We start from the raw sequence: 22,066 nt of genomic DNA on the forward strand, positions 1-22,066 counted from the left end.
ATCTTCTCAAGCGGAGGCGACAGGACTCGAACCTGCAACCGGCGTAACCGGCGACGGATTTCAAATCCGCTCCCTAACCAATTCGGCTCGCCTCCGGGCATGGGCAATCGGTGGATTACTCATCAACGTAAACGCTAACGAGCCCATGGAGTTATGTCAACGGGCCGAGTTCCGATCGCAGCGATTGCAGTGACTTGACGGCGGGCAGCGACTCGTGCGAGAGCGATATTTTTGGCGAGTCCTCCAATATTGGAACGCGACCAGACAATAACGCTATGATGAAACCGACGAATCGTTGCCCGAAAGACACTTGGATCGTACCTCCATGAATAATCTCCGGCAAAGCATCATCACGCTGCTCCTCTTCGCATCCCTCTTACTGCTATCAGACTGGCTACCTGCGGGCAGTCCGACGATTGCCTTCGCTCAAGATATTCCTGCGTCGGCGGAAGATTTTTCCGACGCGGAGCTAGAAGGGGAGCCGAAGCTCTACACATCGCCGCAAAGCATCTTGTCCGACTTTTTCGGGCGGCGTCGCGCTGGCATGGTGGTGAACGGCCTGGAAGATATCGTCGGGGTGACGGCGACCGGGTTGTCGCCGCTTTTGGTGCTCTCGATCGCGTCGCCAGTCGTCTACTTCATGACCGATCCGGCTCAGCGGGATTCGCTGATCTTTCTTTATCAGCCGTGGTTCTTCATCCCCGTGATTTTGATCACGCTGCTGATGATGTTCAAAGACACGGTGCTAACGTTTGCCAGCTATCTGAAGCTGCCGCTCGACATCCTTGGGGTGCTGTTTCACCTGCTGGGTTTTCTGGTCGGTTTCCGTTTGATCTACCACTTGCTCGATGTGAACCTCGGCGGGCAATCAGGCCCGATGGGGACTATTCTCGCATTCGGGCTTGTCGCCCTGATGTTCGCGTTCTACACGAGCGTCTGGGTGATGAGCAACGTCTTTGAAGTGTTGATCCTGATCAATCCATTTCCGCTGGTCGACACGGTGTTGCGAATCGGTCGGATCGGCGTGTTGCTGTGCATGTACCTGGCCTGTTGGATTCATCCGGCGCTGGGCGGGCTGATCGCCGTGCCGATCTTGATCCTGTCGTTGATCACGTTTGAAAGATCGTTCCGAACCACCATTCTCGGGTTCCGTTTGATTGGCGATGTCTTTTTGTTTCGCAGTGACAAGATCGACGAGAACCGAAAGAAGTTCACGACGTTCATCTCGTTGGGTGGTCCGCTCCCTTGGCTGACACTCGGATCTATTTCCCACGGAGACAATGGCTGGCAATTCAGTTACCGCTTCCTGTTGATTGGACCAAGTCGAACCATCGTATTGCCACCCGGCCCTTACGCGATTGCCCAGGGCTCGCTCTTTCCTGGTCTTCTGCGCGTGACCGAGAACGGTACCCAACTGATCCTGCGATTCCCGGCGTCCTATCGCGGACAGGAAGCAGCGTTAGCTCAGAGGTTTGGCTGCGAAGATATTCACGACTTCCGCTGGGGCACGCTCACACGCTCGATGGGCGGGTCGATTTGGCGAGGCATTTTCGGCAAGGGCAAACAGCCTACGGAAGCCACTCCGACAGCAGAGACACCGGCAGAACCCGCTAAAGAGACCTCGCTGGCAGAAGCCGTTTCGCCTGTCGAGAGTCAAGGATAATTCTGACAGTATTACGAATATAAGAATCTGCAATGAATTGGAAATGGAATCCGCAGATTCGGTCCATAGCATGCTAAGTTATAACATCGAACCATACATTCTTGTTTTTGCGCCTCAGACAATGACGAAGCTACTGGCGTGAGGACATCACTCTAAAAAACAGATCGGCAACTTCGGTTGTCGCATCAAGGCCGTCAAGAATCTGCCCCTCTTGACGGCTTTTTTCTGCGCGCATTGTGGACTTTAACGACGTTGCAAGTCGGTACGGTTCCCCGAATTCTCCCGCATCGACTTCTCCGCCCCTCTGCTCTATAGCCGATGCTTTGGTTACCGAAATGCCGCGATGAAAATCGTGGGCAGGAAGCCGTTGTGTATCTGGGGGCGGATCACAACGGTTTTTTTATGCGCCAACGGCAATGCCACCAACGATAGCAAAACGGCTTTTTGTGGCAAAGTTTGCCGATTACGGCAATTCTCTCGATTGTGCCGACTTTCTGGCCGATATCCATTCTTGCGTCACGACACCATTCCCCCCTGCCCTGCATGCCAGGGTGGTTCGTTTGATGTGAACCTGGAAACCTCGACATGATGGCACGTCACTTAATTCTTAGCTTGTTCACCGTTGCTCTGTTGGCATCTGTCGGTTGCCGTACCGTTCCGAGTTGCAACTCTTGCAACCTGGGCGGAGTCAGTTCGGCTGCCGGTTGCGGATGCAGCGATTGCGGTTCGACCTGTGGATCGTCCTGCAGTGGTGGTACGACTTGCGGCAAGAGCTGCGGTCCAAACTACGATGTCTGTTTGCCAGGCATCCCCTTCGCCGAAATGCGTCAACATTTGCGTAATAACCTGACGTGCACGGCCGGTTGCTCGGACGAAGTGTACTGGGGCGAATGGATCTCGGACCCACCGAAATGCGATCCATGCGACTGCTTTGGTAACTACGTCGGCCCTGTCGGTGGCCCATGCCGCCCTGGCCTGCTCGGTATTCGCCGCGGCGACGACTTCTGCACCAGCATGTGCGACAAGGGAACGCCTTGTAACAGCTGTGCCTGCCAGGCAAAGGCTCGCACCGTCGGTTACGAACACACGGTCCCAGGCGAATCGACGATCCTGTACGACTCGGAAGTCCCGCTGGAGTACCAGCAGCCAACGCCGGCATCCCCTTCCGACGCTACGATGATGCGAATGCAATCGAAGAGCTACCCAACCTCGGCTACTAGCCGTCAGCCACACACCCTTGGCCGCGGAAGCATGTAATCCAAAACAATAGCCAGGGGGGCTTTTAAAGAGACGCGATCACGACGGTGATTGCGTCTCTTTTTTTATGCGCAAGCTGAGAGAGCCAGCCACCGTAAAGCGATTACCGAAACGGCTTCGCGTTCGCACTTCGAGCGATCAACTAGTGAAAGACTCTAGCGATAGTAGCTCGGTCCGGTGCCGCCAAAGCGATACTCGAAGCCACCACTCACCGAGAAATTGTTCGATGAAACCGCGTCGGTTCCACCAAGTGCGAGGTTATCGAGAAGCTCGAAGCGAAGGGCGACGCGTTTGTGCAAGAAGTACTTGAGACCTAAGCCAAACGGCATCGAGACCTGCGACTGATCGCGGGCACGGCCCAGGACATCTTCATATTGAAACACGGCGGCCCCTAGACCAATGGTGGCGTAAGGTCGCCATTTGGTATCGCCCCACGGATAGAACTGCACGTTGTAATCGAGCAGCACCAACTGACTCTTTCCTGAGAAGGTGGTGTCGGTCGGATAGATTAAACGTCCCTGGGCGAAACCAAGTCGGACTTCCGTGCCCCAGTAGTGATCGAAGTCGTAGCCCAGACGAAAACCGTCGAAGAAGGCACCCGACTGTTCGACATCGCCGGGAATCAAGTTCTGAAGCATGATTGTGCCGGCGAAAGCATCGAAGTGGAACGGACGATTACGCCAGCTCATTCCTTGCAGTGGCTGCCCCCAGCCAATATGCCGCGCGGGATCATCCGGATGACCATGCACAAAATCGAAACGGTGCTGGTACTCTTTTCGATTGGTACCACCAAACCACGACTCAGACGAGCCAGGGGTTTCATAGATTCGCTTCGGTTCGACGTCGACCACCTCGGCATCGAGGATCGATTCCGAGACCCCTTCCATGATCGGTGCATTCGCCGTCGGCAGCTCTTCTTGTGCCTGGCAAATCGCCACGCACCATCCACTGGCAACAATAGCCAGGAGCATCGAGAACCGAATTGAATAACGACGGATCATCCACCTACCTCGTGGGGGCATCTGTGATAGCTGCCAAATTAGGGCAGCGGATTATCGAAATGCACCCCGGTTACGTCAATGGATCTTCTGAAGTCAAAGTTGGTGGGATTGAAACGATTTGCTAATTTATCGCTGCTGAGCGCAATCCTCTTTGCTAACCCCTTCGGAGCAGACCATGCCAACTCGTCATTTTGGGATTCTGGGCCTTCTTCTTTGCCTTCCCGCCAATCCGCTAGCAGCCGAACCGATCCCAGTCCAAGTTGGGGGGGATGGTTCTGTCGAGGAAGTCGAGCAAATTCGGAAACAGCTCGGACCAGAGTTCTCGATTGAGTCGAAAGAGTTCGAGATCGAGTTCGAGAACCGTGATCATGGGCATCGCAGCTCCTCTGCCTTCAGCCCTGGGCATCCTTCGCCCGACAAGACCACCCAGATGAACGAACGCTTGCGAGCGATGAGCCAGGCCACCCGCGACCAGGCACGGCAACTCGAGCAGATGGCTGCTGAAGCAGAAATGAAGATGCAGTACGAGTTGGCAGATCGATTGCGAGACGTGGCTCGTCGCCAGTGGGAGTCAGCTCGGTTTATGCGAGCACCACTTGAATACCCGGCTCATCCGGAACCAGGGTTTGTCCCGCCATCGTTCCCGATGCCAGCGATCCATCACGCAGAAGCAGGTCATCCAATGCCGCATCCGGCGGAACATCCCCCCCATCAGGACACACCACCTGAAATCGATTCTCATTGGAACGCTGGCCCGCCGCGACCTCATGGGTCCCAAGAACGCCCCGCAGCCATGCGCGCACCTGCTTCAACGAGGAATCCAGACCGCTAATCAGCCTCCGACGCGACCTTTCCCCCCATATCGGCAGGAACTTGACGACCTCCCTGGTCGTCAAGCATGATGAGACTGCGTGAATAGACCTAAAATTCACGCACAAAAGGCTTAACGGCGATCCGCGGCGCGTGGTACGCTAGTAATGCACTTATCTTTTTCTCTAGATCACCTTCTCCCTTCTATATTCCGCTCGGAGGATAGCGCTTTGGCTGGAACCCTGGGAAATTTTGCGGACATTCTAATTCGACGCGGACTTGTTGGTCCCGACCAGTTGCGCGAGGCCGAAACCATGGCCGATGCCCAAGGAATCTCGGTTCCTGAGGCATTGATCCGCTCCGGCTATGTTGCCTCGAACGACGTGATGCGGGCCGTTGCCGAAGAGCATGGCCTCGACTTCATCGACCTGGACGAGGTACGAATCCCGATGTCGGCCGTCGAAATGGTGCCGGAATCGGTCGCTCGTGAAAACGTCGTGATGCCGATGGCGGAAGACGATGGAGCCCTCAAGGTCATCATTTCCGATCCACTCGATCTCGGAACCATCGACAAGCTCCGATTCATTTTGAATCGAAAGATCGAGATTGCCCTCGCTCCGCGCGAAAACATCACCGAAGCGATCAACCGCTATTACGGGCAACAAGAAGGGGAATCTGCGGACTCGATGCTGCAGGAATTCACCGATACGGCGATCGACTTCACCGACACCATGGAACAAGACACCATGACGATGGCGGGGGACGAGACGATCGACGAAACCAGCGCCCCGGTGGTGCGATTGGTTCAGTTGATGATCAGCGAAGCCGTTCAGCTTCGTGCCTCCGACATTCACGTCGAGCCATTTGAAGACCGCGTTCGAATTCGCTATCGCATCGATGGTCGTTTAATTGAACGTGACAGCCCCCCCAGACGTATGCTGGGTGCGATCCTTTCTCGCCTGAAGATCCTGGGGGCCATCGACATTGCCGAGCGACGTCGCTGCCAGGACGGTCGTATCAAGGCAGACGTCGGCACTAAGACGATCGACCTTCGCGTGAGCGTGATCCCGACCAATCATGGTCAGTCGATCGTGATGCGTATTCTGGATAAAGACAGCATCAAGGTGGGTATTCGCCAGCTGGGTCTGTCAGATGGCAACTTCATCAAGTTCAACAACCTGATTAAGCGCCCCAACGGCATTATCCTTGTGACCGGTCCAACCGGTTCGGGGAAGACCACCACGCTGTACGCCGCTCTCAACGAACTGAACCGCCCCGACACCAAGATCATCACGGCGGAAGACCCGGTTGAATACTACCTGCCGGGGATCAATCAGACCCAAACGCGGCACAGCATCGGGCTCGATTTTGCCAAGATTATCAAGGCAATGCTTCGCCAGGCCCCGAACATCATTCTCGTGGGTGAAATGCGCGATAGTGAAACAGCATCCATGGGGATCCAGGCCTCACTCACTGGACACTTGGTTTTCAGTACACTACATACGAACGATGCGCCCGGTGCTATTACACGTTTGATCGACATGGGTGTTCCCTCTTATCTCGTTTCCAGTACAATTATCGGGGTGCTAGCCCAGCGTCTGGTTCGAGTGATTTGCGAGAAGTGCAAGGCTCCGTTCAAGCCAAGCAAAGAGACTTTACAGGCCGCTGGGATCACCCCAGAGATGGCCGAGAACGCGACCTTCATGAAGGGACGTGGATGTGGCAACTGCCAGCGTAGTGGCTATAAGGGCCGCATGGGTATCTTTGAGTTAATGCAGATGAATTCACGACTTAGAGAGCTGGCGTTCCAAGGAGCATCGACCCAGGACATCCGCAAAGCGGCGGTCGCTGGCGGCATGGAAACCTTGTTCGACGACGGCGTCCGCAAGGCCATGATGGGCAAGACCAGCCTGGAAGAAGTCTTCCGCGTGGCGAAGATCGTCGAGAAGTAATTTCTCGGCCGTTATCACCTCATTGGCGGAAGATATTAGAGAACAAGCGTTTACGAGCTATCCCGCCGTAAACGCTGAAATTAAGCCGACTTATTTGAGTCTTCGGCGGCAGATAGCAACAATTCTGCCATACGGGACAGCTTTTCCATCGCTTTTCAACATTTATTCATCAGCAGTTCAAGTTCCAGTCGGCAAACTGGAGTCTTTGGCACGAACCAGGTCGGTCGAAGTCAAAGCCTTGTCCTCCAGACGACTGCGACGATTAGAGGCTGGATGCTCTTCGAGGGTCGGGCGTAAGCGCAAGGATGCCCCCTGAACGAGGACCGTCCAATTCGTCACAAAGGGAACATATGGCCACCATTCTGATCGACAAGTTGCTGCAAGCTGCCATCAAGCAAGGCGCGAGCGATATCCATATAACCGTGGGACAGCCCCCGGTGTTCCGCTTGCATGGCCGAATGCGTCAACTTGATACCAAGTCGCTCGAACCGGAAGACACCGTTTCGCTGATGAAGAGTATCACGCCAGAACGTTGCCAGCGGGAATTGCAGGAAACGGGTGGTTCCGACTTTGGTTTCGCGTTCTCGGACCTGGCTCGCTTCCGTGTGTCGGTGTTCCGCCAACGCGGTAATATCTCGATGGTGCTTCGTCAGATTCCTAACGACATGCTCACCCCCGATCAGCTGGGGCTGCCGGCGAAGGTGCTCGAGTTGTGTCACCGTCCGCGTGGCTTGTTCCTGGTGACCGGGCCAACCGGTTCGGGGAAAAGTACGACACTCGCCAGTGTGATTAATCACCTGAACGAGACCATCGACCACCATATCATCACGATCGAAGACCCGATCGAATTTTATCACTACCACAAGAAGTCGACGGTCAACCAACGTGAAATTGGCGTCGATGTCCCCAGCTTCTCGGAAGCCATTCGTCGCGCACTTCGTCAGGACCCCGACGTGATCCTGGTGGGTGAAATGCGAGACTTGGAAACAATTGAGGCAGCTATTTCCGCGGCGGAAACGGGGCACGTGGTGTTTGGCACCTTGCATACCAACAGTGCGGCGAGCACTGTCGACCGTATCATCGACGTGTTCCCGAGTGGTCAGCAGGACCAGATTCGTACTCAGCTTGGTTCCGCCTTGCTCGGCGTGTTGGCCCAAACGCTCTGCCCGAAAATTGGGGGTGGTCGTGTGGCTGCTTACGAGCTGCTGAACGTGACCTCAGGTATTTCCAACCTGATTCGCGAAAACAAAACATTCCGTATTCCATCGATGATTCAGACCGGCTCGAAGCACGGGATGATCTTGATGGACGACTCCCTGTTCAATCACTGGCGAGCCGAACGCATCACCATGGAAGATGCACTTGCCAAAGCCCAGAACCCGAACGACCTGGCAAAGCGTATTGCCGACGCCCGACGCGGCCAGATCGAAGAGCGTCCTGACGTCGCCTAGTCGACTTCCGGACGACAACACCTTTTCCCTGATTCCTTCCTGACGGACAACGAGACGACTTCATGGCAGTTCGCCGACTTGGACAGATTCTGGTCGACCTTGGCTTCATCAGCGACGAGCAGTTGGACCTGTTGCTGGAAGAACAAGAAGCTCAGGCGGAACACCAGCCGCTCGGCAAGATCGCCGAGGATATGAACCTGATCACCGACGATCAGCTGGCTCAGGCTTTGGCCGAACAGCTGCACATGCAGGTGATCAGTCTGGACGACGTTTCGATTGCTCCGGACCTGCTGCGTCGCATCACCGAACCGATGGCGCAGTTGTATAAGGTGATTCCAGTCTCCTACGAAGAAGACATGAATCGCCTGACCATCGCGACCTGCGAACCACAAAACTTGTCGACCCAGGACGAACTTCGTCAGTTTTTGGGTTACGACATCAAGATGGTCGTCGCGACCGAGCGGGACATTCAAAAGACGCTCGATCGATACTACTCGGAAGACTCCGAGAGCTTCGAAGGTCTCGTCCGTGACCTGGAAGGTGACAACGACCTCGCCAAGGCAGCCGCTGCCCTGGAAGGGGACGGCCCGATCGATATTACCGACGCCGAGGCCCTCGCCGATAGTGCCCCTGTTCGCAAGCTGCTGAACATGGTGCTGCTGATGGCGATTAAGGACCACGCGAGCGATATTCACTTCGAGCCATTCGAAGAAGAGTTCCGCATCCGTATCAAGGCGGACGGCGTGCTCTTTGAAATGGTTCCTCCGCCACGCCACCTGGCGTTCGCGATTACGACTCGTATCAAGGTGATGGCGAACCTCGACATCGCCGAGCGTCGTTTGCCGCAGGACGGTCGTATTGAATTGACAGTGGGTGGTCACCCGGTCGACTTGCGCGTGAGCGTGTTGCCGACGATGTTCGGTGAAAGCGTCGTGATGCGACTTCTCGACCGCAGCGTGGTCTCGCTGAACATCGAGAAGGTCGGCATGGGGGAAGACACTCTCAAAGAGTTCCGCCAGGTGATGCACAAGCCGAACGGTATCGTCCTGGTGACCGGGCCGACCGGTTCCGGCAAGACGACGACCCTTTACTCGGCCCTCAGCGAACTGAACGTGATCACTGAAAAGCTGATCACCACCGAAGACCCGGTCGAATACGACATCGACGGCATCATCCAGATTCCGATCGATCCCGACCTGGGCAATACGTTTGCAAACTGTCTGCGGGCCATCCTCCGACAAGACCCCGACGTGATCCTGGTGGGTGAAATTCGAGACCTGGAAACGGGCGAGATCGCGATTCAAGCGTCGCTCACCGGTCACTTGGTGTTCAGCACGCTGCACACCAACGACGCGCCTTCCACCATCACGCGTTTGAAGGACATGGGCATCCCGACGTTTATGATCACCGCGACGGTCGAAGCCATTTTGGCTCAGCGTCTGGTGCGTCGCGTTTGCAGCCAATGTCGCCAGGAACACGAACCATCCAAAGACGCGATCTTCCTTCTGAGCATGAAGGAAGAAGAGCTCGCCGGCCGTAAGTTCTTTAAAGGAACCGGCTGCGAGACCTGCAACGGTACCGGCTACAAAGGCCGTATCGGCATTTTTGAATTGATGATCATGAACGACAACCTGCGTGAAATGATCATGCGAAACACCTCGACCGACGAACTGCGGGACGAAGCCAAGAAGTATGGCATGACTCCTCTTCGCGATGCCGGCCTGGCGTTGGCGTTCGACGGCCTGACAACCCTGGACGAAGTTCTTCGCGAAACGGTTGTCGACTAAACCTTATCCTTTGCTGGCCAGCAAACACCGATCACCTATTTCGACCCACTTACGTAAGAGCCCGACGTAGCCATGCCAACCTATCAATTTGAAGCGATGGACGCTCAAGGTCAGGAGATCCGCGACGTCATCGAGGCCCCAACCGAAGACGATGCCCAGGCTACTATCCGGCAGATGGGCTACTTCGTAACGCGTATCAACGAGAAGAAGTCTCGTGAAAAGACGGGTGCGAAGGGGAAAGGGAAACAACGCGGGTTGGCCATCGGTGGCGTCAGCCATCGACAGTTGACCACCTTCACGCGTCAGTTGGCCATTCTGCAAAATGCCGGTCTGCCGATTCTTCGAAGCCTGAAGATTTTGGAACAACAAGCCAAGCCGGGCCGTTTGAAGAACAGCCTGATGGATGTTTGCGAAGACATCGAATCGGGTGCCGGCCTTTCCGAAGCGATGGGCAAATGTCCGAAGTGCTTCAATCGACTGTACGTGAACATGATCCGTGCTGGTGAAGCGGGCGGTGCGTTGGAAGTCATTCTTCTGCGTTTGGCCGACTTCATGGAACGTGACGCCGACCTGCGACGCAAGGTCCAGGGTGCCATGATCTATCCGTGCGTGGTGATCACGGTGGCGGTCGGTATTTTGACGTTCATCATGATCAAGATCGTGCCGACGTTCCGCCAGATCTTCGAGGACTTCGAGCTCGACTTGCCCGCCATGACCGAGCTGCTGATTACCATCAGTAACGCTGTGGTCAACTACTGGTACTGCATCCCACTGATTCCGGTGGCGGTGTTCCTCTTCGTCAAGCTCTTAAGAAAATTCAAACATGGCCGCATGGGCTGGGACTTGTTCTTCTTGAACATTCCAATCTTCGGCGGCCTGGTCGAAAAGAACGTGTTGGCACGAACCACGCGTACTTTGGGCACGCTTATCTCGTCTGGGGTTCCCATTTTGGAATGCCTCAACATCGCTCGCGATACCAGCGGCAACGCCATGTTCGAGCGGATGTACAACAACGTGTCGGAATCGGTGAAAGAAGGTGAATCGATCTTCAAGCCGATGGAAGAGAATTGCAGGGCTCCCTTCCACCCCGTCGCCTTGTTCTTGTGGGTTGTCTTTCCGGTGGCTCCCTTTGTTTCATTCTTCTTTATCCCGGCGATGCAGCAGTTTGCCTGGCAAGCGGTCGGCGTGGCTGGTGCCATCGGGGCAGGCTGGTACTTCCTGACGCTCAAGCGGCGAACGGTCGAACTGTTCGTGACGAACATGATCGACGTGGGGGAAGAAACGGGTGAACTCGACACCATGTTGTACAAGGTGGCCGACACCTACGACGAAGACGTCAAGGTGCTTACCGAGTCGCTCACCAAGATTATGGAACCGCTGTTGATCGTGTTCCTCGGCCTTTCGGTCGGGTTCATCGTGATCGCGTTGTTCCTGCCGCTGGTCGACCTGATTCAGAATCTGAGTTAGACGCTCGCCAGCGACAACAGACGGCGTCCCGAGTTTCAGGGGTTTCGGGACGCTTTGCCTGGGAAACCAACATCTTGAAATCAATCCACCAGACCGGCGCATCCGAGTCTGCCCAACATCCAACACAAGGACGAAGCACCGCTTCGTAACAGGAAAGGTCTACCATGACATCCCGACATCGCGCATGCCATCGTGGCTTTACCCTCGTCGAATTACTGGTGGTGATCACCATTATTGGAATTCTGGCGGGCCTGGCTTTGGTCGGTTTGCCAGGCGTGATCCGAGGCGTGCAGTCCGCAGCCATGCATGCCGAGCTCGTCCATATCGGCACCGCCATCGACGAGTTTCAGAAAGAACGTGGCTCGTATCCTCCCGACGGCAACACCGTGGTCACCGCAGGGGCCGGGGCTCGAGCCGCTGCGTTCAACAGCTTTCTGAACAAGCGATTTCCACAACGTAATGGTGGAGCAGACAATCCAAACTCCGCCGCCCAAGCTCGTACTCGCCTGATGGCACTGGGTACCAGCCAAGGCATCGTGAATCCTAGCCCAACGGCGGGGACTCCTTACCAATTGGAAGATATCGATCCTTCGGAAGCTTGGGTCTTGATGATGATGGGCTTCAGTCCGGACGTCGAACTGCCACTCACTGGCGATGGCGACCGTCAGCGTCGCTTCGAATTCGATACCACGCGACTGGTCGACGACGACGGCGATGGCTGGTGGTCTTACAAAGCCAAGTACAGCAACTCCCCAGTCGTTTACTTCAATGCCAACTCCTACGTTGACGGCGGCACCGGCAACGTTGCTTCCTACATGGATCCTTCCGGTGTCGTGCAAGGTCAGGCTCGCCCTTACGGTCGTGTGAACTCGGCAGGTGCCTTTGAATGGGTCGCCCCGAACAAGTTCCAGTTGATCATGGCTGGCATCGACGACGACTTCGGCAGCTACGGTGGCGTCACGGAGATGAAGATCTACTCGTCCGGCATCGCCGATTCCACGGCGGCTCCGACCTCGGTCGATTACACCCCGGCCGACTTCGACAACATTACCGACTTCAGCCAGGGTGCCACCCTCGACGCCGACACCGAACTGTAACAGGGAGCGAATCATGCCACGTAGGGCACGACAATTTGCGAATCGCCGGACTCGGCCCGCCTTCACCCTGGTGGAGTTGCTGGTCGTGTTGGCGGTGCTCTCGATGATGGCCAGCCTGGTATTGGTTGGCCTGGCGTCGGCTGCGGAACAAGCGAAAGCTGCCCGCACGCGAAGTCAGATCCAGCGAATCCACGAACTGCTGATGACTCGGTGGGACGACTACAAGTACCGCCGCGTTGAAGCGAACAAGACCGGCAACATCCGAACGCGGCAAGCGGCACGGCTCAACAAGATTCGTGAACTGATGCGAATCGAGATGCCAGATCGCAAGTCCGATATTTCCGATGCACCGGTTTCGCTCGAAAGCGTGCCTGGTTTGCAGTTCAGATACCAACGGTCGGTGGTTGCGCGTACAAATTCAGCAAACTACGCTGCTGCCTCAGTTGATACGGTTTGGACACCTGCGAACGAAAACGCCGAATGCTTGTACCTGATTCTGGAATCGATCCAGGATGGCGACACCAACGGCCTCGACTTCTTCAAAGAGTCGGAAATCGGTGATACCGATGGCGACGGCATGTTCGAGATCCTGGATGGCTGGGGCAACCCGATCATCTTCCTGCGGTGGCCCTTTGGTTACCCGATCATTGAACCAACCGGTGTTCGTCGCGACGCCCTTAGCAGCTTGAACGATCTTTCCGCTCCAGACCCGTTCGATCCGCTCGGAGTTCTGGGTGGCAAAACGACCGTGTCAACAACGCCTCTGGTTTACAACCATCCGATCATTTTCCCATTGATTTTCTCGGCCGGGCCCGACGGGCTGTACAACATTCGTACCTCACCCTCGGCCAGCTATCAGGCATCCACGACGACTCCGCCCAACAATCCTTACTTCGAGGACACATCGTTCTCGCCTGCGACTCGGACTGGCATGATTCTGGATGCCTCTGGGGACGAGCTCGATAACATCACCAATCACCAGCTCGTGGTGGGAGGGAATGAGTAATGCGTAGGGTTAAGTTCCAACACCGCGATCGCCGTCACGGCATGACCATCATTGAATTGTTGGTGGTGCTGGGGATCTTTGCGATCTTGCTCGGAATCGCGGCGACCGCCGTGAAGAATGGCACCAAGGGAAAGAAGCAGCGTGAAGCGGCTCGCCAGGTGAATTCGTTCATCGCCGCCGCCCAGGCCCGAGCCGTGCAACTCAACCGTCCTGTCGGCATCGAGATCCGCCGCAACGCCAACGACACCAATGACGATGGCGTGATCACCCCTGGTACCGACAGCGGTGTGAGCAACGCCGGCCTGATCATGTACCAGATCGAAACGCCGCCACCTTACGCCGGGGACAACCTCGACTCGACGGTCAACGTCAGCGTTGCCGCTGGTACGGTGACCCTGACCGATACGGCGTTGAACTTCGGTGCCGCCTCGGTGCTGATGGATGTGGGTGACTCGGTCGAAGTTCGCTTGAACTATCGCGGTCCACGTTACAACGCCACCGTGACGTCCCTCAGCCCGCTGACGCTGACGTTCGGCGTGCCTGCTTACGACAACACCGTGTTTGCAGGTGCCGTTCCGATTCAAATCTACTTCCGCCCGGTTCGCAGCAGCGTAACCCCGCTGCAATTGCCAACCGACATGTGCATCGACTTCTCTTGCAGCGGCATGGGAAGCACCGGTAACGAGTTCGCTAACTGGTCGGTTTATAACGCGCTGAACAGCGCTGCCAATCCGATCGACGGCGACGAAGCGGTCAAGTTCACCTTCAGCCCACGCGGAACGATCCATCGCGTCTATCCCGATGGCGATACCGAGATGTACCCCAACGGCAACATTCACTTGCTGGTTGGCAAGTACGAGTACGCCGTCAACGCCACCGAAGTCATGGGCACCAACGGGCTGAACGATGTAACGTCGTTCCCCACCGGTACCCCGGTGTCTTACGACGCGTACCTCACGTCGACCGACACCCCGACCAACCTGGCCGATGGTACGGCCATGTGGGTTTCGATCAACTACCGAACAGGCCAGGTCACGACGACACGTAATAAGTACATCACTGATCCATCCTCCTACGGATTCACGACCAGCGCGGGCAGCGCGGCGAGAAACGCGGAGATCCTTTCGATCACCCGGGAATTCGCCTCGAGCGTGTTGACCATCCAAGGAGAAGGAAACGAGTAAGCCAATGGACCGAATCGTGCGCAAGCATCCGACTCATCGACCAGGCCAAGCTGGGGTGACACTCATCGAAGTGATGATGTCGACCATGGTTGTCAGCCTCGGGATTCTAGGCCTGGCGGCATTGATTCCGCTCGGGACCCACCTGACCGAACGAGGCACGCGAAACGACCGTATCGCCAGCCTCGGTCCACGTGCCTTCCACCAGGCCAAGGCGATGGGCTATTTCAATCCCCAGAACTGGACCGACGCCACACCTATCGGCATCGTGTTCGGACCGGCTGGTTCGTCGATGCCTTATCGTCAGCCTTACATGCTCGACCCGATGTTCTTCGGAACCAACGGCACCGATGCGACGCGCGGCATGTTCCCATATGCCGACCGTTTCGCTCACGACAACTCAACTGGTTTACAGACTGCCTCTTACACCACGACGAAAAGAATGCGGATGCCTCGGCTGAGTGTCGAGCGTGGTGGCAGCACGGCGGCTTTGTCGTTCGCCCAAGCGAAGATCGGGTTTCAAACCGACGACGACGTCGCGGTGACTCGCCCTAGCGATGGCGACTTGCCACCTTATCAAACCTTCTTCCAGCGTGGTGCCACGCCTGCCAGTGTTAAGCGTCAGGCGGCCGGCGAGTATAGCTGGATGATCATGCTGACGCCGGAACCATTCGCTCTGGGCAATGTTAGTGCGATGACCAGTTCTTTGAACACCAGCACCGCTCAGGCCCTTCGTCCCCCCTTGAACACCGGGAGCACGGCCTTGGTCGGTATGGGTGTCTCGAACACGACTGAACAAAACGAAGTCCGTGCAACGCTGGCCAACTCGGTCACCGACGAATACACGGCCCACGTCATCATCATGAAGGAACGCCAGGGACGAATCCCGACAGCTGCGATCGCGATGCCGGCGACGACGGAAGTGGTCCGAACCAACGAACGGATCTTGCAGGTTGTCTCAGGCAGCTTTATTCCAACCGGCGGTTATTCGACCGGCGAAGTCAACTTGCAGGTCACCACGTCGTTGACGCAAGACGAAGTCGAAGACAGCTACCTCAAGTTCAGCAACGGCGACTGGATTTGCCTGGCAGGACGCATGTCGATCGGCGGGAATACCAGCTTCCCCCGCGGCGACCTGTACCAGTGGTATCGCGTCGTGATGGCCGACGACTTGCAACCCGAATCATCGTTACCAGGCTTTTCGCGGAACCTGACCATCAGTGGTCCCGACTGGCCAGGCGACTCGCCACCAACCCACGCAATCGCCGTGGAAGGCGTGGTGGGTGTTTACTCGAAGCGTGTGACTTTGGAATCACAGAATCCCTGGACTCCGTAACGCTTCCCTTTTCCTGACGAACTTTTCCAAGTTAGATCAACGAGCCCGGCCTGGCATGCCGGACATTGCATAAAGTGCTGCGGGAGACTTTGCGGGGGCAGGTCTTCTTACCAGCGAGCAAGGATTGAAGAACTATGAAACGCATCGAGAGCATCATGAATACCAGGCAGCCACGGCGAGGTGCCCTGCTGCTGGTGGTTCTCAGCATCTTGGTTCTCTTCGCTTTGGTCGGATTGACCTTTGTGGTAGCGGCCGCCACGTACAACAAAGGATCGATCGCGAACCTGCGAAAAGACCTGGCGTTGGGGGACTCTGCCTCCGAAGCGGACAACGTGCTGATGCAGCTCTTGCGCGGCCCTCGCGATGGTTCTTCCAGCCTTCTTTGGAAGCAAGACCTGCTGGCCGACATGTGGGGCAATCAGTCGGTGGGCATCTCGGGCGACACCGCCACGGTCACTATTACCCGGCCGCAATCGGGTGGCGGCACGTCGTTCGACATCAATCAGCTGTGGGAAATCAGGGTCGATCAGACCGCCATTCCTACCGACCTCTTCACGGTCGAACAGTACTACACCGGTTCGATCGTCACCTTCACCAGTGGTGAGCTTCGCGGCCAGTCGCATCGAATCCTGAGCTACCGCTTGGAATTCGACGAGTCGGGCATGACTCCCGTCTTTGATGGCGTGACGTTCATCATCGACAACGATCCGATCGTTACCCGAACTTCGCTGGTCGACATCAACGGCGATGGTGAAATCGCTCCTGGCAACGGCGACGAATTTGTCGTCAACGATCCACCATTCAACGGCACCGGCCGAGGTTTCAATCCGAACCAGACTGGTACCGCCCCCAACTACAATAAACGCACGCTGAACCTGCGTGACAGTGCAGGCGATCCGGTCGCCCTGTCGCCGAACATTCGCCTCGCCTATCCATCAGGCCGGGTTGGTGGTATCGCCGTCGATGCAGGCGGAAGTGACGAAGCTTACGATGCGGCCGACTACCAGAACATGTACCTCTCGTTCACCCTGGGCGGATCGACCGGCGTCACGAACAACATCCTTCCATCGTTCCATCGCCAAGACCTGCTCGAGTATTGGGTTAATTATCTCAACGACACCGACACCGAATTCAACGGCTTGGCCAGCGACGCCGAACGACATCAGATTTTCCGCGATCCGGACAACAAATCGTCGTTCATGTACGCTACAGCACCGACGCCGGCACTGATCGCACGCGTGAAGGCGATTCGTCGGAAAACGATCTTCCGGCCGTTGACCGACGACGACCACCATCCGAACTTCACCGGCAGCAATCCGAACTTCGACATCTTCGGTACCAACGCGACTGCTCAGTGGGACGTCGACAACGACCTGGACGGCACCGCCGACAGCATCTGGGTTGATGTAGGTTTGCCGCTGAAGACCGACCCGCAAGGTCGCCGCTACAAGCCATTGGCCGCCATCCTGGTGAAAGACATGGATGGCCTGCTGAACGTGAACGCCAACGGCTTCTACTCGCAGTTGGCATCGTTCGAGACCACCGGCGGTTTCCCACCAACGGGTACCGACAGCGCGGCTCGTACCTTGCTGCAAGCTTCCAACAGCGGTACGCCACGGCATAGCCAGTATTCGCCATCGTGGGATGCCTCGAACACGCCACTCGATATGCAGTTGGTGCTGGGAACGGGCTACGGTCCCGCCGACATCAATCTGCAGCCGTTCTTCTCGGCCATCGAATCGTACAACCTGATGAATGCCCGTTACGCTGGCCTCCCCGGCGAACCAACCGTCGACGATGCGATCAGCCGAATGGACAACATTGGCCTGGTCAATTCGTTTACGACTTCAGTTCGGAATCGGTTTGGCAATCCAGCAGACCGCTTGGGCATGGGGCGTATGTACATGGACTACTCTGGTCGTCCACGCTTCCAGCCTCAGGTCGATGGTGCCGCACTTGCGTCGCAGGCAATCCCCAGCGGTATCGGCCAGGTCCAAGACGATCCTTATGAATTCAACTTGCTGCAACCCTCGAATTTCGACGCTCCATTCTCGTACCAGGAACTGGAACGGGTCTTGCGTTACGAAGAGTACGACTCGCTTCTGGCAACCGGTAGCGAAGACCGCTTGATGCAACTGGCCAGTATGACGCTGACTGCCGCTCCCGCCAATCGCCGCTTGATCACCACGGCCAGCTTCCAGGTTCCAGCCGCCAAACGTGTCGACGTTCCTTACGATCGCCGCGCGGTGGGTAGCGGTGCCAGCCAAAATATGATGTTCAACGGCCGCGCCGCGACCGAGCGCCGCCCTGCCCCGACCCTGGTGTCGCTGCTGCAGGAACGCCTGCGAGAAGAAAACGGCTGGGACCCAACCGATCCGGCTGAGCAAATTCTGCTGAAAGAAAAGATTCACGAACTACTTCCACCTGAAGTTCTGCGGGGCGAACAGTTCAACCTGAACCGTCTGCTGGAAGGTCCTGCGAATGGTATCGACGATGACTCGACATTCCAGACGGACGACATCTTTGAGTTGCAAACCAGTGCTCAGTTGATGTTCCAGCAAGGTATCACGACGTCGGGCAGTGTGAACCCAGCGACGAGTGTTGGTTTCACGAACTGGGTTAAAGGTACTGCCGGTGTCGGAGCGAACGCCCCGAATATCAACGGTGGCACGGTCAACCCGAACTATGCGATTTCGTACAGTGCCTCGCGTCAGTTGATGGCTCGTTACTTGTACGTGATGATGCTGCTGATGGTCGAAAAAGACTACATGCTGCCATCGGTCGACAACTCGCTGACCGATCCGCAGAAAGAAGAGTTGATGAAGCGGCGGATTGCCCAGTGGGCAGTCAACGTCGTCGACTATATCGATCGCGACGCCGTGTTGACACCTTTCGAGTTCGACCTGAACCCATTCACGTACGACTCGATGAATGGCGTCGTCTGGAAGGTCAATGGCGACCTGGCCGACGACGAGGGCACCCATCGCCGCGTGGTCTGGGGTGCGGAAGCTCCTGAGCTGGTGATTTCGGAGACGCTGGCCTTCCATGATCGTCGCATCAAAGACACGCTGCTGGACGACGACAAGCAGAAACAGCGCGGTCCATCGGCGATGAGCGACGACCTGACGCTCGACCAGTACCGGATTCCACAGGGCTCGCTCTTCATGGAGTTCTACAATCCGCGAAACCAGTCGTCGAACGTTGGTAACGCTGGTTTGCCGAATGAACTGTACACCAGTGGTGGTTTGCACCTGAACAAAATGACCCCATCGGGCAACTACCCGGTTTGGCGGGTCGTGATTGCCAACCGCAAAGAAACCAGCGGTGCTCCGACTTCGCTGATCGAAGAAATGGCAACGCGGCCAGACACGGTCAACTTCCAGCCCATTCCGCCATCGCCCGGTGGCATGCCAGGCGACCTGAACACTGAATCGATCCTCGGTTCGCTGAAGATGCTGGGGCAAGCGACCGACGCGACGAACTACACCGACGAGCAATACGAAATCGATCGTATCGTCTACTTCGCGAACTACGTGGGCACGACTCCAGACCGTGAGTTCCGCTGGCGTGGGAACAATTCGACGAACTTGTTGCTCGCTCCCGATGGTTACTTCGTGGTTTGCCCGCGTCAGGACACTTTCATCGGCTCGAAGCCTGACACGGCCAACGATCCTGCCTTCAACATCGATGGAACGTACTCGTTCCATATGACGGGGGCAAACAATGGTGCCCTGCAGTTCCTGCAGAATGGTGCTTTGGCGACCACGCCAACCGCCTACCCAATCGCCGCAACGGGTCAGAAGACCAACCTGGCGATTTCGGTCACCATGGACCTGCCAACTGCCTATGGCACCGACGATCCAGACGGGCTGCCACTGGGGATCGGGTTGAATGTCTCGGAACCGCTGCGTGACGATTACTATCCGAAACCAGCCTATCCGAACCCGGCCACGATGACCGGCGATCTACAGTACTACACGGACGGTACGCAGATGACCGCTCCAGACATTCCGTTTGAATCGGATGCCGGTGCGGCCGACGCGACCTACGAAGACTACCCGCTGAACGACGCCGATGCGGCCCTGACTGCCGTCAAGCCGTTGTATCGCACCCAAACCGCTCCAGAAAAGCAGGTCACCGACGTGTTGGCTTATGCCGACGGTTACAAGACCGCCATCCTGCAGCGTTTGGCCAATCCTTGGAGCGATTACGATGCCACGTTGAATCCTTACATCAGTGTCGACTCGATGCCGATCGACCTGACCGTTTTCAATGGCGAAGACAATCCTGCGAGCAATACCACCGTGACGGCCAACCAGTTTGATCCGTCGGAAGGTGCCGACCCGAATGCCGCGACAGTTCGCTTCGGCAGCCGTGAACGTGGCAAGCGTGCGTTGACGCAAGATGAAACGGCCGTCGCGACCACCATGAACGGTCAGACTTCTGATGGGAACATGCTGGGCGTGATGGGAACCATCAGTGGTACCACGATCGCCAGCCCCGACGAAATTGCCAAGACGCTGCAGCAAACGCCTCCGATCTGGTCGACTCCGCGGGATACGACGACGTTCCCTGACGACCACTTCGCGCGGCCGCTGGTCCACACGCTGGGCTATATTAACAGCACGTATGGTGCCCCAATTAACCAGGGGATGACGGTCGGTTCTGGTACGGTGAACAACGCCTACGTCGGTTCGCCTCGTCCGGCCGAAACCCGCGCCGACAACCGGGCCGTGCCAAGCGGTACGACGGTCGATGTGATCAACAATCCGTTCTCGTGGCTCCACTGGGCAAACAGCCCGATGGTGAGTGCGTACGATCTGATGATGGTGCCTACCAGTTCGCCACAGCGATTGCTGTACGAATACTCGCTGGTTCGCAAAGACAATACGAATACTGTCGTCAATCCTTACTACGCCGCCACCGCCGCAGGTAATGGCGATAGCCTGGACGCGACGAAGGCTCCTTATGGGAACCTGTTAAACTTCTTCCATAGCAACGGCACCATCGGCATGACCGGTGCCGCCCCGGCGAACGATGCGATGACGACTCAGTTCGCTCGTATCTTCGACTTCGTCACGGTGCCATCCCGCTTCAGTGGAACGAAGAAGTGGTTCAACTACAGCCAGTTCAATCCGACCGGTGGTCTGCGAACCGATGGCGTGACGTCGAAGGTCAACGATGCTCGACTCGGCTATCTGTTCCCGTTCAACAACCGTTCCGAGTTCCGCGAACCAGGTAAGATCAACCTGAACACGATTCCAGCCCAGAGCGTTTACGAATCGATTTTCGATCCGACCTTCTGGAACAACGGCAACTTCAACTTTGCCAGTTGGACGGCGTTCCAAACAAATCGCCAGGGACATTTCTCCGGAACCGCCGGCGAGTATCCATCGCGATTCTCGAACCCTTACCGTACGCCAGGGACTTCGGAACTGATGGCGGAACTGGGATCGGCTGGCACGCCAGATACCCGGTTGCAGTTGCCACCAGTTGAAGGCTCGATCTTGCGATCGGTTGATCCGACTTCGGCTACGAAGGATCCGCTGTTCGACCTGACCTTGACGAATTCGTCGATCGACAACACGGCGGTCCGCCACTACCGGGCCAACGACAACCCAATGCTTCGTTACCAGGCCTACCAGCGTCTGGCCAACGTGGCGGGGACGCAGTCGAACGTGTTTGCGGTCTGGATCACGATTGGCTACTTCGAGGTCGAGCCTCACGATGTCGACGCCAACCATCCCGATGGTTGGGCATTGGCGGCGGAAAAGGGTAGCGACACCGGCGAAATCGAACGTCACCGTGCGTTCTACATCATTGATCGCTCGGTCCCGGTCGGGTACCTGCCCGGCGAAGACATGAACGTGGAAGACACGATCATGCTGAAACGGTTTATCGAGTAAGAACCGGCAAGTTCAGGCCGATTTGTTCCCACGGGACGTTTCGGCCTTTCATGCGACCACCCGCAGGCGACCAATCACGACGACTGGTCGCCTTTTTCATTTCGGGTAAAATCAGCCGTTTACCCAAGGCGCTTGCGTGTTGAATGTGCCTG

At 56.7% G+C, this 22,066-nt stretch carries 13 protein-coding genes and 1 tRNA gene; 12 read left to right on the top strand and 2 right to left on the bottom strand.

Translation table 11 applies throughout. The features are described 5' to 3' along the window. Window positions 1-11 precede the first annotated feature (11 nt). Window positions 12-95 (bottom strand) — tRNA-Ser (locus ABD890_RS20400). Between the two features lie 230 nt (window positions 96-325). On the opposite strand from ABD890_RS20400, the gene ABD890_RS20405 reads away from it, so the two are divergent. Both ABD890_RS20405 and ABD890_RS20410 read left to right on the top strand, forming a co-directional pair. After that, a complete protein-coding gene (locus ABD890_RS20405) occupies window positions 326-1,663 on the top strand; it encodes a hypothetical protein (RefSeq protein ID WP_345094037.1) in 1,338 nt (445 codons plus the stop codon). Window positions 1,664-2,248: 585 nt separating this feature from the next. After that, complete coding sequence (locus ABD890_RS20410) at window positions 2,249-2,920, top strand: hypothetical protein (protein ID WP_345094039.1); 672 nt, start codon at window positions 2,249-2,251, stop codon at window positions 2,918-2,920. Window positions 2,921-3,075: 155 nt separating this feature from the next. Here the strand turns inward: ABD890_RS20410 and ABD890_RS20415 are convergent, their stop codons facing one another. After that, window positions 3,076-3,921, bottom strand: a complete 846-nt coding sequence (locus tag ABD890_RS20415) for a porin family protein (RefSeq protein ID WP_345094041.1) — start codon at window positions 3,919-3,921, stop codon at window positions 3,076-3,078. A 175-nt stretch (window positions 3,922-4,096) separates the two neighbouring features. Here ABD890_RS20415 and ABD890_RS20420 point away from each other — a divergent pair, with 175 nt between their 5' ends. The 10 genes from ABD890_RS20420 to ABD890_RS20465 all read left to right on the top strand — a co-directional run bounded on the left by ABD890_RS20420 (window position 4,097) and on the right by ABD890_RS20465 (window position 21,914). Further along, a complete protein-coding gene (locus tag ABD890_RS20420; protein WP_345094043.1) occupies window positions 4,097-4,753 on the top strand; it encodes a hypothetical protein in 657 nt (218 codons plus the stop codon). A gap of 208 nt (window positions 4,754-4,961) precedes the next feature. Next, window positions 4,962-6,683, top strand: coding sequence for a GspE/PulE family protein (locus tag ABD890_RS20425; RefSeq protein ID WP_345094045.1), 1,722 nt, complete (start codon window positions 4,962-4,964; stop codon window positions 6,681-6,683). A gap of 350 nt (window positions 6,684-7,033) precedes the next feature. Next, window positions 7,034-8,134, top strand: coding sequence for a type IV pilus twitching motility protein PilT (locus ABD890_RS20430; RefSeq protein ID WP_345094047.1), 1,101 nt, complete (start codon window positions 7,034-7,036; stop codon window positions 8,132-8,134). A 62-nt stretch (window positions 8,135-8,196) separates the two neighbouring features. Further along, the gene (locus tag ABD890_RS20435) at window positions 8,197-9,921 is read left to right on the top strand and encodes a GspE/PulE family protein (RefSeq protein WP_345094049.1); all 1,725 of its coding nucleotides are present in this window, start codon (window positions 8,197-8,199) and stop codon (window positions 9,919-9,921) included. 72 nt (window positions 9,922-9,993) lie between these two features. Beyond that, entirely contained in the window at window positions 9,994-11,388 is a 1,395-nt protein-coding gene (locus ABD890_RS20440; RefSeq protein WP_345094051.1) for a type II secretion system F family protein, read from the top strand. A gap of 164 nt (window positions 11,389-11,552) precedes the next feature. Beyond that, window positions 11,553-12,485, top strand: coding sequence for a type II secretion system protein (locus ABD890_RS20445; protein ID WP_345094053.1), 933 nt, complete (start codon window positions 11,553-11,555; stop codon window positions 12,483-12,485). A gap of 13 nt (window positions 12,486-12,498) precedes the next feature. Continuing rightward, window positions 12,499-13,491 (top strand): prepilin-type N-terminal cleavage/methylation domain-containing protein, encoded by a 993-nt coding sequence (locus tag ABD890_RS20450; protein ID WP_345094055.1) that lies wholly within the window; start codon window positions 12,499-12,501, stop codon window positions 13,489-13,491. Then, the gene (locus ABD890_RS20455) at window positions 13,491-14,675 is read left to right on the top strand and encodes a prepilin-type N-terminal cleavage/methylation domain-containing protein (RefSeq protein ID WP_345094057.1); all 1,185 of its coding nucleotides are present in this window, start codon (window positions 13,491-13,493) and stop codon (window positions 14,673-14,675) included. Before ABD890_RS20450 ends, ABD890_RS20455 begins: the two co-directional genes overlap by 1 nt. A gap of 4 nt (window positions 14,676-14,679) precedes the next feature. After that, the gene (locus ABD890_RS20460; RefSeq protein WP_345094059.1) at window positions 14,680-16,008 is read left to right on the top strand and encodes a type IV pilus modification PilV family protein; all 1,329 of its coding nucleotides are present in this window, start codon (window positions 14,680-14,682) and stop codon (window positions 16,006-16,008) included. 134 nt (window positions 16,009-16,142) lie between these two features. Beyond that, the gene (locus ABD890_RS20465) at window positions 16,143-21,914 is read left to right on the top strand and encodes a hypothetical protein (RefSeq protein WP_345094061.1); all 5,772 of its coding nucleotides are present in this window, start codon (window positions 16,143-16,145) and stop codon (window positions 21,912-21,914) included. Window positions 21,915-22,066 lie beyond the last annotated feature (152 nt).

The sequence above is a fragment of the Bremerella cremea genome (assembly GCF_039541315.1).
Classification (GTDB): Bacteria; Planctomycetota; Planctomycetia; order Pirellulales; family Pirellulaceae; genus Bremerella; species Bremerella cremea.

Excerpts from the sequence above, each read along its gene's own strand:
- ABD890_RS20435 (WP_345094049.1), top strand. The coding sequence starts at position 8,197 with ATGGCAGTTCGCCGACTTGGACAGATTCTGGTCGACCTTGGCTTCATC.
- ABD890_RS20445 (WP_345094053.1), top strand. The coding sequence starts at position 11,553 with ATGACATCCCGACATCGCGCATGCCATCGTGGCTTTACCCTCGTCGAA.
- ABD890_RS20405 (WP_345094037.1), top strand. The coding sequence starts at position 326 with ATGAATAATCTCCGGCAAAGCATCATCACGCTGCTCCTCTTCGCATCC.
- ABD890_RS20465 (WP_345094061.1), top strand. The coding sequence starts at position 16,143 with ATGAAACGCATCGAGAGCATCATGAATACCAGGCAGCCACGGCGAGGT.
- ABD890_RS20455 (WP_345094057.1), top strand. The coding sequence starts at position 13,491 with ATGCGTAGGGTTAAGTTCCAACACCGCGATCGCCGTCACGGCATGACC.
- ABD890_RS20415 (WP_345094041.1), bottom strand. The coding sequence starts at position 3,921 with ATGATCCGTCGTTATTCAATTCGGTTCTCGATGCTCCTGGCTATTGTT.
- ABD890_RS20460 (WP_345094059.1), top strand. The coding sequence starts at position 14,680 with ATGGACCGAATCGTGCGCAAGCATCCGACTCATCGACCAGGCCAAGCT.
- ABD890_RS20450 (WP_345094055.1), top strand. The coding sequence starts at position 12,499 with ATGCCACGTAGGGCACGACAATTTGCGAATCGCCGGACTCGGCCCGCC.
- ABD890_RS20440 (WP_345094051.1), top strand. The coding sequence starts at position 9,994 with ATGCCAACCTATCAATTTGAAGCGATGGACGCTCAAGGTCAGGAGATC.
- ABD890_RS20420 (WP_345094043.1), top strand. The coding sequence starts at position 4,097 with ATGCCAACTCGTCATTTTGGGATTCTGGGCCTTCTTCTTTGCCTTCCC.
- ABD890_RS20430 (WP_345094047.1), top strand. The coding sequence starts at position 7,034 with ATGGCCACCATTCTGATCGACAAGTTGCTGCAAGCTGCCATCAAGCAA.
- ABD890_RS20410 (WP_345094039.1), top strand. The coding sequence starts at position 2,249 with ATGATGGCACGTCACTTAATTCTTAGCTTGTTCACCGTTGCTCTGTTG.